Source organism: Romboutsia hominis (assembly GCF_900002575.1).
Taxonomy (GTDB): Bacteria; Bacillota; Clostridia; order Peptostreptococcales; family Peptostreptococcaceae; genus Romboutsia_C; species Romboutsia_C hominis.
Genome location: NZ_LN650648.1, coordinates 3,007,379 through 3,021,816, shown reverse-complemented (window position 1 = coordinate 3,021,816; position 14,438 = coordinate 3,007,379). Strand labels below are relative to the sequence as shown.

The window sequence follows — 14,438 nt, the reverse complement described above, 5'->3', positions numbered from 1 at the left end:
AAACTTAATTACTAGTTTGATATTTTTAGAAGTTATCTTCTTCATATATTAAATGATGTCATATCACTAAATGTTATACAGTTTTCAAAGTACTAAGTAACCTATTTAAAGGTTAATGGTGGAGATGAGGAGGATCGAACTCCTGACCCCTTGCGTGCAAGGCAAGTGCTCTCCCAGCTGAGCTACACCCCCATGTCATTTTTTCAACATGAATATTCTATTATATTTGTCGAATTTTGTCAAGAGATTTTTTATAAAAACTCTCAAAATTAAACAGTAGGTAATTCTCCTTAGAAAGGAGGTGATCCAGCCGCACCTTCCGATACGGCTACCTTGTTACGACTTCACCCCAGTTATTGATTTCACCTTCGACGGACGCTTCCAAAAGGTTAGCTATCCGGCTTCGGGCGCCCCCAACTTCCGTGGTGTGACGGGCGGTGTGTACAAGACCCGGGAACGCATTCACCGCAGCATTCTGATCTGCGATTACTAGTAACTCCAGCTTCATGTAGGCGAGTTTCAGCCTACAATCCGAACTGAGAATGGCTTTAAGGGATTAGCTCCACCTCACGGTTTGGCTGCCCTCTGTACCACCCATTGTAGCACGTGTGTAGCCCTAAGCATAAGGGGCATGATGATTTGACGTCATCCCCACCTTCCTCCAGGTTATCCCTGGCAGTCCCTCTAGAGTGCCCAACTTAATGCTGGCAACTAAAGGCAAGGGTTGCGCTCGTTGCGGGACTTAACCCAACATCTCACGACACGAGCTGACGACAACCATGCACCACCTGTCACTTCTGTCCCCGAAGGGAAAGATGCGATTAGGCATCGGTCAAAAGGATGTCAAGCTTAGGTAAGGTTCTTCGCGTTGCTTCGAATTAAACCACATGCTCCGCTACTTGTGCGGGTCCCCGTCAATTCCTTTGAGTTTCACTCTTGCGAGCGTACTTCCCAGGCGGAGTACTTAATGCGTTAGCTGCGCCACCGAAGGGGGTAACCTCCGACAGCTAGTACTCATCGTTTACGGCGTGGACTACCAGGGTATCTAATCCTGTTTGCTCCCCACGCTTTCGTGCCTCAGCGTCAGTTACAGTCCAGAGAGCCGCCTTCGCAACTGGTATTCCTCCTAATATCTACGCATTTCACCGCTACACTAGGAATTCTACTCTCCTCTCCTGCACTCAAGTCTTACAGTTTCAAGAGCTTACTACGGTTGAGCCGTAGCCTTTCACTCCTGACTTGAAAGACCGCCTACGCACCCTTTACGCCCAGTAATTCCGGATAACGCTAGCCCCCTACGTATTACCGCGGCTGCTGGCACGTAGTTAGCCGGGGCTTCCTCCTCAAGTACCGTCATTATCTTCCTTGAGGACAGAGCTTTACGACCCGAAGGCCTTCATCGCTCACGCGGCGTTGCTGCATCAGGCTTTCGCCCATTGTGCAATATTCCCCACTGCTGCCTCCCGTAGGAGTTTGGACCGTGTCTCAGTTCCAATGTGGCCGATCACCCTCTCAGGTCGGCTACTGATCGTCGCCTTGGTAAGCCGTTACCTTACCAACTAGCTAATCAGACGCGGGTCCATCCTGTACCGCAAAAGCTTTGATATTTTTACCATGCGATAAAAACATGTTATCTCGTATTAGCATACCTTTCGGTATGTTATCCGTGTGTACAGGGCAGGTTACCCACGCGTTACTCACCCGTCCGCCGCTCTTTACCGAAGTAAATCGCTCGACTTGCATGTGTTAGGCACGCCGCCAGCGTTCATCCTGAGCCAGGATCAAACTCTCAAATAAAAGTTGTTACCTGCTCAGACTATCATTATCTGAATATCTGGCTTGGTTTGTTTTCGATTCTTTTAAGAATCAGTTATATAAATTAACCTACTGTTTAATTTTCAAAGTTCTTATTTTGCCCTTTTCTTAAGGACATATATAAATATATCATCTTATAATTAAATCGTCAATACTTTTTTTATATTTTTTTATTTTAATAAAAAACTAGGTTATATCTAATAAATTACTTATTTGATATAACCTAGTTTTTACTTTTTTTCAATTTTTATTCTCATTATCACTAAAGTATTTTTGGATACCTACGTATATTGACCAAGCTATTTTTTCTTGATATTTTTCATCAGCTAATAAGTTAGCTTCTTTTTCATTAGATAAAAATCCACATTCTATTAAAACTGATGGTATTGCATTTTCTTTTAATAAATATAAGTCATCTTTAGGTTTAATTTCTCTGTTATTAGTTTTATCAACTACTCTCTTTAATTCTTCTTGTATATATTTAGATAGCTTTTTAGAGTCATCTTTTCCACCTGGATAAAATGTCTGGGCCCCATAATATTTAGAAGCACCTTTTCCACTTAATGCATTCATATGTATAGATACAAACATATCTGCATCAGATTCGTTTATTACCTTTTTTCGATTCTTTAAATTTTCATTATATTTTTGTCTAATTGTCTTGCCTTTAGCTTCTTCATACAAGCTAACATCTTCTTCTCTAGTTAATATAACAAGACCCCCACTAGATTCTAATAATTCTCTTAATTTAAGTGTAATAGATAAATTCACATCTTTTTCAGTTATACTTTTATCTTCATTCAAGGCTCCTGGATCTATCCCACCATGACCAGCATCTAGTATTATGGTTTTTTTGGTTACTGGCATATACTCCATAGACTCTTGCGATACACTTTGAATTTCAAACGAAAATACCACTACTAGTATTATAGATATAACACAAAATATTATATGTTTTATGTACTTTCTCACAATATCACCCTGTACATTTATATTAAAAAAGACTTTGGAATATTCCAAAGTCTTTGTACAAACATATAAAATAGGATATTATCTCTTTGAGAATTGTGGAGCTCTTCTTGCTGCCTTTAATCCGTATTTCTTTCTTTCCTTCATTCTAGCATCTCTAGTTAAGAATCCTTCTTTCTTTAAAGCTCCTCTTAACTCTTCATCAGCTTTTAATAAAGCTCTAGATATACCATGTCTTATAGCTCCAGCTTGTCCAGTGAATCCTCCACCTTCAACCTTTACTATAACATCGTATTTGTTTTCGTTGTTAGTTAACACTAATGGTTGCTTAACATCTCTTATTAATGTTTCATAGTTGAAGTATTCTCCAACTGGTCTTCCATTTATTACTATGTTTCCTTCACCTGCAACTAATCTAACTCTAGCAACAGAGTGCTTTCTTCTTCCTGTTCCGTAGTATTGAACGTTAGCCATGATAACTCCTCCTTTCACCCGTTAATTATTATTTAAAGTTTAAAACTTCTGGATTTTGAGCTGCATGATCATGGTTTGGTCCTGCGAATACTCTTAATCTAGTCATCATTCTGCTTCTTAATTTGTTCTTACATAACATACCACTTACTGCATGTGATACAACTTCTTCAGGCTTCTTAGCCATCATTTCTCTGTAAGTTATTTCCTTTAACCCACCTACGTATCCTGTGTGGTATCTGTACATTTTTTGATCTAATTTCTTTCCTGTTAAAACTACCTTCTCTGCGTTTACAACAACAACGAAGTCTCCTCCGTCAACGTGTGGAGTGAAAGTAACCTTGTGCTTTCCTCTTAATACTGTCGCTATTTCAGTTGCTAAACGACCTAATGTTTTTCCTTCAGCATCAACGATGTACCATTTTCTTTGTACATCAGCTGGCTTAGCTATATAACTTTTCATGTTTGTCCCTCCTTAACTTATTTTCCTATAAAAATTTTACCGTTTATGTCAAGTCCGGGGCAAGTGGACTTATTAACACACTCTAACTTATTTTAATATATGCCCCCTGGTGTGTCAAGCTAATAATCAACTTTTTTGAGAAATAATCCATGTGCTGGAGCGGTATGTCCACATTCTCCTCTATTTTTTGATTTTATTACTTCTTCAAGGTTTTTAGTTATACGACCTCTACCTATATCAACTAACGTTCCTGCTATTATTCTTACCATGTTATATAAAAATCCATTACCTTCTACTTCCATAACAATTAATCCATCTTCTTTAGTTAGTGTTATATCGTATATCGTTCTTATAGTGTCTTTAACTGAAGATCCAGAACTCATGAACCCTTTAAAATCATATTCACCAATTAGACTCTTAGCTTCTTTACACATTTTTTCGAAATCGAGATCATATTTTACATGATATGATATGTCCTTATATATAGGATTTCTATATGGACTATTGTGTATTAAATATCTATATCTCTTTTTCTTTGAACTATATCTTGAGTGAAAATCTTCATCTACCTCTATACAGTCTATTATAGATATATCTTTTGGTAACTTAGCATTTAATGCATTTGGCATTTTACTTGCAGGTATATTAGAGCTTGTTTTAAAATTGGCTACCTGACCCAAAGCATGAACTCCTGCATCAGTTCTGCCGGATCCGGTTATTTTAACTTCTTCCCTAGTTATGTCATAAATGGCTTTTTCTATTGTACCTTGTATACCTAAAGAATCAGGTTGCTTTTGCCATCCACAATAGTTTTGACCATTATACTGTATCGTAAGTTTTAAATTTCTCATAGTCTTCCTCTTTACATAAATCTAGTAGCTATAATTATAACCAAATATACAATCTGTATACCATTAGCTACATAATCTGCTTTTGTCATTATAGCTTGTTTCATTTTTGTCCTATTGTATCCACCTCTATAACATCTAGCTTCCATTGCAGCAGCAAGTTCTTCAGCTCTTCTAAATGCACTTACAAATAAAGGTACTAGTAATGGCACTAAGTTTTTAGCTCTATTTATAAGATTTTTACTTTCAAAATCTGCCCCTCTTGACATTTGAGCTTTCATTATTTTATCAGTTTCATCTAATAGAGTAGGTATAAATCTTAAAGCTATTGTCATCATCATAGCTAATTCATGTACAGGAAATCCAACCTTGTTTAATGGATTTAAAAGCCTCTCTATGCCGTCTGTTAGGTCCATAGGTGTAGTTGTTAGGGTAAGTAAAGAAGTCCCTACAACTAAGAATATAAGCCTTATAGCCATAAATATAGCTTGTTCTAAACCTTGACTTGTAATTCTTAAGAAACCAAATGACCAAATGACATCTCCTGGTAAGAAAAATACATTGATTACAAATGTAAATATTATAATCCATCTTAATGGTTTTAATCCTTTTAATATATATTTACCTGGCAATTTTGATGATTTTATAATAGCTACTAGAGCTAACAAAACAATAGCATATGGCCAGAATTTATTTATTATAAATAGAGATATCATAAAAATGAAAGTGGCTATAAGCTTAACTCTAGCATCTAGCTTGTGAATTACCGAATTTACAGGATAATACTGCCCTATAGTTATATCTTTTAACATTTCTTTTTACCTCTCATAACTCTTAATATTTCTTCCTTAGCTTCTTGTATAGTTATGATATCTTCTTTTATGTCAAATCCATTTTCTCTTAGCTTTATTGCTAACTCTAATACTTGAGGTATATCAAGACCTATTTCCTTAAGTCTTGAAGAGTTAGATTTAAACACTTCTTTAGGAGTCCCTATAAATTCTACTTTCCCTTTATTCATAACTATCAAAGTCTTTGCTAATCTAGCCATATCATCCATACTATGAGAAGATAATATTATTGTCATATTATTTTCTTTATGCAGTGTTTTTATTAAATTAAATATTTCATCCCTTCCACCTGGATCTAATCCAGCTGCAGGTTCATCTAAAATAAGTACTTCTGGTTTCATAGCTATAACTCCAGCTATTGCTACTCTTCTTTTTTGACCTCCTGATAATTCAAATGGAGATTTATCTTTAAATAATTCATAATCAAGCCCAACAGCTTCCATTGATGCTTTTACCCTACGATCAACTTCTTCAGGGTCTAAGCCTAAATTATTAGGTCCAAAAGCTATATCTTTCTCTATTGTTTCTTCAAATAATTGATATTCAGGGTATTGAAACACTACTCCTACCCTTTTTCTAACTTCTGTTAGGTTTAAGCTTGGATCTGTTATGTTAAATCCATTTATATTTATCTCTCCAGAATGAGGCTTTAATATCCCATTTAAATGCTGTATTAATGTTGATTTACCAGAACCAGTATGTCCTATTAACCCTACAAAATCTCTATCTTTAATTTCAAAACTAACATTGTCTAACGCCTTACTAGCAAAAGGCATTCCTTCGTTATATATATGAGTTAAACCTTTTATCTCTATCGACATAATTCCATCACCATCTCATCTACAGTTAATATATCTTTTTTTATATCTATACCTTCTTTATATAACATACTAGATAATTCCGTCATATAAGGAACATCTAATCCTATACCTTTTAATGTATCTATTTGACTAAATACTTCTCTTGGAGTTCCTTCTAATATTTTTTTACCTTTTTCCATAACTATAACTCTATCAGCTTCTACTGCCTCTTCCATAAAGTGAGTTATATGTAATACGGTAATATTTTCTTCTTTGTTTAACTTTTTTATAGTTTTCATTACTTCTTTTCTTCCAGATGGGTCTAACATAGCCGTTGCTTCATCAAATATTATACATTTTGGCTTCATAGCTATTATTCCTGCTATAGCTACTCTTTGTTTTTGTCCTCCTGATAATAGGTGTGGTTGTCTATCTCTTAACTCATACATACCGACACTCTTTAACGATTCTTCAACCCTATGTTTTATTTCTATAGGATCTATCCCTAGGTTTTCTGGGCCAAAAGCAACATCTTCCTCTACTATTGTAGCAACAATTTGGTTATCTGGATTTTGAAATACCATACCTGCTGTTTGCCTTATATCCCATAATTTATCTTCTTCTTTTGTATTCATTCCATCTATAAGTATATCTCCTTCAGTGGGAACCAGTATAGCATTTAAGTTCTTAGATAATGTAGACTTTCCAGAACCATTGTGACCAATTATAGCAACAAATTCACCTTCTTTTACATCTAGTGTTAATCTGTCTATTGCTTTAAAAGTGCTATCTTCTGTAATATACTCATAAGATATATTATTCACTTTTACTATATTGTTCATTTATTTACTCCTTTTCATAAGTAATTAAAGCAACTTCGTCATATATAAATAACTAATACCTTATTAGTGTTAATAAACTCTATTTTTTAAACAAAAACCATTTTGACTAGTATTATATCATAGTTCATCGCAAAAAACACAAGTACGTTTATCTTAAAATCTACTTATATCTGCCGCTAGCATACATTTTTCTTAATTTTATAATTATATGTTCAATTATATTTTATGAACTATAAATATATCTAAACAAGGATCATATTTCAAATTATACATCATAGATTTTATCTACTATTCCCCCGTAATTTTTATCCTTTGTAAGTTTGTTTTTTGCACCTAACTTTATCTGAATATAAAAATATAGCCTTTATAAACTATAGAATCTATCATAGTTTATAAAGGCTATAAAACAAACCTACAGTGGATTAAAGATATTATTTTTGTACAAATTTATATTTAAAAAAGGATTAAGCTATAAGCTTAATCCTTCACAAGAATTATACTAATTCTATAAATGCCATTTCAGCAGCGTCCCCTCTTCTTGGACCCTTCTTTATTATTCTTGTGTATCCACCGTTTCTCTCAGCATATTTTGGAGCTATTTCAGTGAATAAGTTGTTTACTACAGTTTCATCTATAACATAAGCTAAAACTTGTCTTCTAGCATGAAGATCTCCTCTTTTAGCAAGAGTTATCATCTTTTCTGCCATTCTTCTAGTTTCCTTAGCTCTAGTAACAGTAGTTTCTATTCTTCCATTTCTTAGTAAATCAGTTACTAAGTTTCTTAACATAAGGTTTCTGTGAGCTGTCTCACGTCCTAATTTACGGTAAGTAGCCATGATATCCCTCCTTCACTAACTATTCTTCGCTTGGTTTTAGACCTAATCCAAGTTCTTCTAACTTTTGGATTACTTCTTCTAAAGATTTTTTCCCTAGATTTCTAACCTTCATCATATCGTCCTCAGACTTATTAGCTAATTCTTCAACTGTGTTTATTCCCGCTCTCTTTAAACAGTTGTAAGATCTAACTGATAAATCTAATTCTTCTATAGTCATTTCAAGAACTTTTTCTTTTTGGTCTTCTTCTTTTTCTACCATTATCTCAACATTGCTTACATGCTCTGTTAAGTCTATGAATAGATTTAAATGTTCAACTAAAACTTTAGCTGCAAGAGATATTCCCTCTTGAGGGTTTATGCTTCCATTAGTCCAAACTTCTAGTGTTAATTTGTCATAGTCTGACTTTTGACCTACTCTTGTATTTTCAACATGGTAGCTCACTTTTTCAATAGGAGTATAGATTGAATCTACAGGTAAAACTCCTATAGGCATATGCTCTGTCTTGTTTTCTTCAGCAGAAACATAACCTCTACCTTTATCTATCATTATTTCCATATTTAACTTAGCATTGTCATCTAATGTTGCTATTTTTAAATCTTTGCTTAATACTTCAACATCAGAAGGACATATTATATCAGCACCAGTTATAGTACATGGACCCTCAGCCTCTATTTTAAGAGTTCTGCTTCCTTCACCATCTATAGTAGCTGAAAGTTCTTTTAATGCTAATATTATTTCAGTAACATCTTCTTTAACACCAGCAACAGTTGAGAATTCATGAAGAACTCCATCTATTTTTATAGCATTAACTGCTACACCTGGTAAAGATGATAATAATATTCTTCTTAAAGCATTACCTACAGTTATGCCATAGCCTCTTTCAAGAGGCTCTATGACAAACTTTCCATATCTATAATCTTCGCTAAGCTCTATTATATCTACTTTTGGTTTTTCTATTTCTATCATGGACAAAACCCTCCTTTAAATTTATTAATCCACTGAGGGTAAACAAAATCTCAAAAATAAATTTTAAAATATATTTATTACTTAGAGTAAAGCTCTATTATTAAGTGCTCTGCTATTTCAAGATCTATATCTTCTCTTGATGGGTTAGCAACAACTTTAGCGCTCATTTCGTCTAAGTTAGTTTCTAACCACTTAGGAGCTATTCTTGTATTGTTTTCTACTAAAGCTTTGAATTTAGCAGATGATTTTGATCTTTCTTTAACTGTTATAACGTCACCTGGCTTAACTGTTATAGAAGCTATATCAGCCTTGTGTCCGTTTAATAAGAAGTGACCGTGTCCTACTAATTGTCTAGCTTCTTTTCTAGATGAAGCTAATCCCATTCTGTAAACAACATTGTCTAATCTTCTTTCTAATAAGCTTAATAAGTTTTCCCCTGTTATACCAGCCATTTTTTCAGCACGCTCGTATAGGTTTCTGAATTGAGTTTCTAAAACTCCGTATATTCTCTTAACTTTTTGCTTTTCTCTTAATTGTAATCCATAGTTAGAAACTTTCTTTCTTCCTTGTCCATGTTGTCCTGGAGCATAGTTTCTCTTAACTATAGCACATTTATCAGTATAACATCTGTCACCTTTAAGGAATAATTTCATTCCTTCTCTACGACATTGTCTGCATGATGCACCTGTGTATCTTGCCATGTCTTTACACCTCCTAATTTACTTGTTTATATAATTACACTCTTCTTCTCTTTGGTGGTCTACATCCATTGTGAGGGATTGGAGTAACGTCCTTTATCATAGTTACTTCTAATCCAGTAGCTTGTAATGCTCTTATAGCAGCTTCTCTTCCTGAACCTGGCCCCTTTACGAATACTTCAACAGTTTTTAAACCGTGTTCCATTGCAGCTTTAGCAGCAGTTTCAGCAGCCATTTGAGATGCGAAAGGAGTCGCTTTTCTTGATCCTTTGAATCCTAATTGTCCTGAAGATGCAGCTGATATAGCGTTCCCATGAACATCAGTTAAAGTTATTATTGTATTGTTGAAAGTAGATTGTATATGAGCTTGCCCACGTTCTATATTTTTACGCTCTTTTCTTCTTACACGTGTAACTTTCTTTTGCTTAGCCATTGTTTTCCCTCCTATCTAGTTTTTATTTATTACTTCTTCTTCTTACGAGATACAGTTTTTCTAGGACCTTTTCTAGTTCTAGCGTTAGTCTTAGTTCTTTGTCCTCTTAGTGGAAGACCTTTAGCATGTCTCATACCTCTGTAACATTTTATATCTCTTAATCTCTTTATATTTAAAGCGATTTCTCTTCTTAAGTCACCTTCAACTAAGAAATCATTATCTATTATCTTTCTTAATTCGTTAACTTGCTCTTCTGATAAGTCTTTTATTCTTACGTTAGGATCTATGTCAGCTTTAGCTAATATTTCGTTAGCAGTTGCCTTACCTATACCGTATATATAAGTTAAGCCTATTTCCGCTCTTTTTTCTCTAGGTAAATCTACCCCAGCTATTCTTGCCATTAGTTCGCACCTCCTACACTTAATTTTTTCGATTCTAAACTTGTGTTAATTCATGTTAAATCCGAAACAGATTTCAACGATTTTAAAGTTTAATTGCTAATATCACAATTAAATATTATACTACAAAATTTTACAAATTACTAGTATAATTTATTATCCTTGCTTTTGCTTGTGCTTTGGATTTTCACAGATAACCATTACTTTACCTTTTCTTTTTATAACCTTGCACTTTTCGCATATTGGTTTTACTGATGGTCTTACTTTCATTGTTAATCCCTCCTTAGACTAATATTAAAATAGTCTACTTCTTACGCCAAGTGATTCTTCCTCTTGTAAGGTCATATGGAGAAAGCTCAACATTCACCTTATCACCTTCAAGGATTCTTATGAAGTTCATTCTTAGCTTTCCAGATAAGTGACATAATACTTCATGTCCATTTTCTAATTTTACTTTAAACATAGCATTAGGTAAGTTTTCTGTAACTGTACCTTCTAGTTCTATAACATCTTTTTTGGCCATTAACTAACCAAACCTCCATTTCAATAAGTTAAATCCTTTGATCTAACTTAGTAAGTTGAGCTCTTAAAAAAGCATCTGTATTATTCTGCTTAGATATAATCATTTGTTTTGCTTCTTCGCTAATAAAGTCATATATCTTTAAGTGCTTAACTTTTTTTAGCTTAGGCTTACCAAGTTTTCTTGTCTTACCATCAGATATTAAAACATATTCATGGTCAACTACTTCTACTATAAAAAATAGTCTTCCTTGTTCTCTACCTGATAAAGCTTTTACAACTTGACCTATACTTAGCTTATTTAATAGCATTTATTCACCTACTTTATGATTAAAGTGCTGATAATATCAGCGGCTCATCTTCAGTGATTGCTATTGTATGCTCATAATGAGCTGATTTTTTGCCATCTATTGTGACAATTGTCCAGTCATCTGCTAATGTTTTAACGTGATATTTACCAGCGTTAACCATTGGCTCTACAGCTAAGACCATTCCTTCTAAAAGTCTTGGACCTTTACCTGCTGGACCATAGTTAGGTATTTGAGGATCTTCATGAAGTTCAGTTCCAACTCCATGACCAACTAAATCTCTAACTACTGAAAAACCATGTTTTTCAACGTGTGCTTGTACTGCGTGTGAGATATCAGATAATCTATATCCTAGTTTAGCAAATTTTAAACCTTCATAGAAGCTTTCTTTTGTTACTTCTATTAATTTCCTATCTTCTTCAGATATTATTCCTACCCCATGAGTTTTCGCAGAGTCTGAATGATATCCTTTATAATAGGCACCTACATCTAAACTTATAATGTCGCCTTCTTTTAAAATTCTGTTAGCATTTGGTATACCATGAACTACCTCTTCATTTATAGAAGCACATATAGATCCTGGGAAACCTCCATAACCTTTAAAAGATGGAATTGCATTATATTTTCTTATATTCTCTTCAGCTATTTTATCTAACTCTAGTGTAGATATTCCCGGAATAACAGCTGATTTCAATATCTCATGAGTTTCAGCGACAATTTTGCCCGCCTCTCTCATAAGTTCTATTTCTTTTTTAGATTTTAATGTAATCATTATTTTTCACTTCCTAAAGCGTTTACTATATCTTCAAATACCTTATCTATAGATTGTTGCCCATCTATGTTAGCTATTATACCTTGTTTGCTATAATAGTCAACTAATGGTCTAGTTTCATCTAAGTAAACTTGTATTCTCTTTGATACAGTTTCTTCTGTGTCATCTGCTCTTTGGTATAATTCACCTTGGCATACATCACATACTCCTTCAACTTTAGGAGGATTAAACTTAACATGATACGTAGCACCGCAAGATTTACATATTCTTCTTCCTACAGCTCTACCAACTAATATTTCCTTATCAACTTCGATATTAACTACCTTGTCTAAAGCTATATTAGTTTTATTTAAGAACGTATCTAAATGTTGAGCTTGAGCAACATTTCTTGGGAATCCATCTAACATAAATCCATTCTTACAGTCATCTTGAGATACTCTGTCTGTAACTAAACCTACAGTTAACTCATCTGGAACTAATAATCCTTGATCTATATATTCTTTAGCTTTCTTTCCAAGCTCTGTTCCTTCTTTTATGTTCTTTCTGAATATATCACCTGTTGATATATGAGGTATATTGTATTTTTCAACAATACCTGCTGCCTGAGTACCTTTACCAGCACCAGGAGGTCCAAGTAATATTATTCTCATACTATCATCTCCAATTTATTTTAAGAAACCTTGGTATGTTCTCATAACCAGATTTGATTCTAACTGTCTCTTAAGTTCTAATGCAACACCAACAACTATTAGTAAAGATGTACCTACTAGTGTTATTTGAAGTTTCATAAAGAACATTATTATAGCAGATACCATAACGATACAAGCTAAGAATAAAGCTCCAGCTAGAGTAAGTCTTGATAATATTCTATTTAAATAATCTATTGTAGGTTGTCCTGGTCTAATACCTGGTATAAACCCACCGTTATTTTTCATATTATTTGCTATATCTTCTGTATTAAATGATACAGTAGTATAGAAATAAGAGAAGAATACTATCAGCAGAACTTCAAGCGCTCTATAAATCCAAACTCCTGGAGATTGTACTGGATTTAAATATGTTTGCACAAAAGCTTGAGCATCTGCACCCATAAACATTGCTAAAGTTTGAGGGAATGCTAAAAGTGAACTAGCGAAAATTACTGGTATAACTCCCGATTGATTAACTTTCATAGGTATATGAGAACTTTGTCCTCCATACATCTTTCTTCCAACAACTCTTTTTGCATATTGTACTGGGATTTTTCTTGTGGCTTCTTGTATATATGTGACTGCAGTTATTGTTAAAAGTATTACTACTGCTAACAGAGCTACTGCCCATATAGCTATTTTGCCACTTTTTACTAAGTTTACAGTTGATATAACATCTACTGGTATTCTTGAGATAATACCTATAAATATTATAATAGAACTTCCATTACCTAATCCTTTTTCAGTAATTTTGTCCCCTATCCACATTAGAAGCATACTTGCTGATACTAATGTCAATATAACTGTTATAATAAAGAATGCATTATCACTTTTTAAAGCTCCTCTTACAATACCTAGCGTTATCGCTATAGCTTGAACAAAAGCTAATGCTAATGCAATGTACTTAGTATATTTATTAATCTTTTTCTTTCCTTCTTCACCAGACTTTTGAAGTTCTTCCAAACTTTCAAAACCTACAGTTAGAAGTTGTATTATGATAGATGCTGTGATATATGGTCCTACACCTAATGCAAATAGTGTAAAGTTACTAAATGCACCTCCAGTGAACAGATTATATAGGGAAAGAAGACCATTTGAGTCAACCATTCCCTTTATAATACTTGTATCAACTCCAGGAACAGGTATAGCTGCACCTATCCTAAATACTACAATCATCATCAAAGTATATAATATTTTTCTTCTTACATCTTTAAGCTTCCAAGCTTGTTTTAAGTTTGACAGCACGATATCACCCCGCCTATTCGGCTAAGAGCAGCAGATTAGATTAAACTAATTCTGCCTTTCCTCCAGCTTTTTCTATTTTTTCTTGAGCTGAAGCAGTAAACTTAGCAGCCTTAACTGTTAACGCCTTTTCTAAGTTTCCTTCACCTAAGATCTTTATGCCGTCTTTTTCTATTTTGCTTATAACTCTAGCAGCCTTTAAAACTTCAGCAGTTATTTCAGTTCCGTTTTCGAATCTGTTTAAAGCAGCTACATTAACTTCTGTATAAACTTTCTTGAATATGTTGTTGAATCCTCTCTTAGGAAGTCTTCTAGCAAGTGGCATTTGTCCACCTTCGAATCCAACTCTAACTCCACCACCTGAACGAGACCATTGTCCTTTTTGTCCACGTCCTGCAGTCTTACCTTGTCCAGTAGCAGTACCTCTACCTAATCTTTTCTTAGCTCTTACTGCACCTTCAGCAGGTTTTAACTCATGTAACTTCATGGATTGCACCTCCTTATTCGTCTTATCTAT

The 14,438-nt window shown here is 34.2% G+C and carries 19 protein-coding genes, 1 tRNA gene and 1 rRNA gene; all 21 read right to left on the bottom strand.

Annotated features, from left to right (window positions below; genetic code table 11):
- Positions 1-116: 116 nt before the first annotated feature.
- Positions 117-192: transfer RNA gene (locus tag FRIFI_RS14940), tRNA-Ala, on the bottom strand.
- A gap of 102 nt (positions 193-294) precedes the next feature.
- Positions 295-1,797, bottom strand: a 16S ribosomal RNA gene (locus FRIFI_RS14935).
- Between the two features lie 258 nt (positions 1,798-2,055).
- Complete coding sequence (cwlD, locus tag FRIFI_RS14930) at positions 2,056-2,787, bottom strand: N-acetylmuramoyl-L-alanine amidase CwlD (RefSeq protein WP_240276230.1); 732 nt, start codon at positions 2,785-2,787, stop codon at positions 2,056-2,058.
- A 78-nt stretch (positions 2,788-2,865) separates the two neighbouring features.
- Positions 2,866-3,258 (bottom strand): 30S ribosomal protein S9, encoded by a 393-nt coding sequence (gene rpsI / locus FRIFI_RS14925; protein ID WP_092921856.1) that lies wholly within the window; start codon positions 3,256-3,258, stop codon positions 2,866-2,868.
- A gap of 28 nt (positions 3,259-3,286) precedes the next feature.
- Positions 3,287-3,718 carry a 50S ribosomal protein L13 gene (gene rplM / locus FRIFI_RS14920; RefSeq protein WP_092921854.1) on the bottom strand — a complete coding sequence of 144 codons (432 nt, stop codon included), beginning with the start codon at positions 3,716-3,718 and terminating at the stop codon, positions 3,287-3,289.
- A gap of 119 nt (positions 3,719-3,837) precedes the next feature.
- Entirely contained in the window at positions 3,838-4,569 is a 732-nt protein-coding gene (truA, locus tag FRIFI_RS14915; RefSeq protein WP_166506195.1) for a tRNA pseudouridine(38-40) synthase TruA, read from the bottom strand.
- Between the two features lie 11 nt (positions 4,570-4,580).
- Complete coding sequence (locus tag FRIFI_RS14910) at positions 4,581-5,378, bottom strand: energy-coupling factor transporter transmembrane component T family protein (RefSeq protein WP_166506194.1); 798 nt, start codon at positions 5,376-5,378, stop codon at positions 4,581-4,583.
- Entirely contained in the window at positions 5,372-6,238 is an 867-nt protein-coding gene (locus FRIFI_RS14905) for an energy-coupling factor transporter ATPase (protein ID WP_166506193.1), read from the bottom strand. The genes FRIFI_RS14910 and FRIFI_RS14905 overlap by 7 nt, the downstream gene beginning before the upstream one ends.
- A complete protein-coding gene (locus FRIFI_RS14900) occupies positions 6,229-7,059 on the bottom strand; it encodes an energy-coupling factor transporter ATPase (protein ID WP_092921846.1) in 831 nt (276 codons plus the stop codon). The genes FRIFI_RS14905 and FRIFI_RS14900 overlap by 10 nt, the downstream gene beginning before the upstream one ends.
- A 494-nt stretch (positions 7,060-7,553) precedes the next feature.
- Complete coding sequence (gene rplQ, locus FRIFI_RS14895) at positions 7,554-7,895, bottom strand: 50S ribosomal protein L17 (protein WP_092921844.1); 342 nt, start codon at positions 7,893-7,895, stop codon at positions 7,554-7,556.
- Between the two features lie 19 nt (positions 7,896-7,914).
- Positions 7,915-8,862 (bottom strand): DNA-directed RNA polymerase subunit alpha, encoded by a 948-nt coding sequence (locus FRIFI_RS14890; protein WP_092921842.1) that lies wholly within the window; start codon positions 8,860-8,862, stop codon positions 7,915-7,917.
- Between the two features lie 77 nt (positions 8,863-8,939).
- Complete coding sequence (gene rpsD, locus FRIFI_RS14885; RefSeq protein WP_166506192.1) at positions 8,940-9,563, bottom strand: 30S ribosomal protein S4; 624 nt, start codon at positions 9,561-9,563, stop codon at positions 8,940-8,942.
- A gap of 34 nt (positions 9,564-9,597) precedes the next feature.
- Positions 9,598-9,993 carry a 30S ribosomal protein S11 gene (gene rpsK / locus FRIFI_RS14880; protein ID WP_092921838.1) on the bottom strand — a complete coding sequence of 132 codons (396 nt, stop codon included), beginning with the start codon at positions 9,991-9,993 and terminating at the stop codon, positions 9,598-9,600.
- A gap of 29 nt (positions 9,994-10,022) precedes the next feature.
- On the bottom strand, positions 10,023-10,394 hold the full coding sequence (gene rpsM / locus FRIFI_RS14875; RefSeq protein WP_092921836.1) for a 30S ribosomal protein S13: 372 nt from the start codon (positions 10,392-10,394) through the stop codon (positions 10,023-10,025).
- 153 nt (positions 10,395-10,547) lie between these two features.
- Entirely contained in the window at positions 10,548-10,661 is a 114-nt protein-coding gene (gene rpmJ / locus FRIFI_RS14870; protein ID WP_002509257.1) for a 50S ribosomal protein L36, read from the bottom strand.
- A 34-nt stretch (positions 10,662-10,695) separates the two neighbouring features.
- Positions 10,696-10,914 (bottom strand): translation initiation factor IF-1, encoded by a 219-nt coding sequence (infA, locus tag FRIFI_RS14865; protein WP_092727842.1) that lies wholly within the window; start codon positions 10,912-10,914, stop codon positions 10,696-10,698.
- A gap of 28 nt (positions 10,915-10,942) precedes the next feature.
- Positions 10,943-11,221: a KOW domain-containing RNA-binding protein gene (locus tag FRIFI_RS14860; RefSeq protein WP_092921834.1), complete on the bottom strand. Its 279-nt coding sequence runs from the start codon at positions 11,219-11,221 to the stop codon at positions 10,943-10,945.
- A gap of 19 nt (positions 11,222-11,240) precedes the next feature.
- Positions 11,241-11,990, bottom strand: coding sequence for a type I methionyl aminopeptidase (gene map / locus FRIFI_RS14855; RefSeq protein WP_092921832.1), 750 nt, complete (start codon positions 11,988-11,990; stop codon positions 11,241-11,243).
- Positions 11,990-12,640, bottom strand: a complete 651-nt coding sequence (locus FRIFI_RS14850) for an adenylate kinase (protein ID WP_166506191.1) — start codon at positions 12,638-12,640, stop codon at positions 11,990-11,992. Before FRIFI_RS14850 ends, map begins: the two co-directional genes overlap by 1 nt.
- A 15-nt stretch (positions 12,641-12,655) precedes the next feature.
- Complete coding sequence (gene secY, locus FRIFI_RS14845; RefSeq protein ID WP_092921828.1) at positions 12,656-13,924, bottom strand: preprotein translocase subunit SecY; 1,269 nt, start codon at positions 13,922-13,924, stop codon at positions 12,656-12,658.
- A 40-nt stretch (positions 13,925-13,964) separates the two neighbouring features.
- A complete protein-coding gene (gene rplO, locus FRIFI_RS14840) occupies positions 13,965-14,408 on the bottom strand; it encodes a 50S ribosomal protein L15 (RefSeq protein ID WP_092921826.1) in 444 nt (147 codons plus the stop codon).
- Between the last annotated feature and the right edge of the window lie 30 nt (positions 14,409-14,438).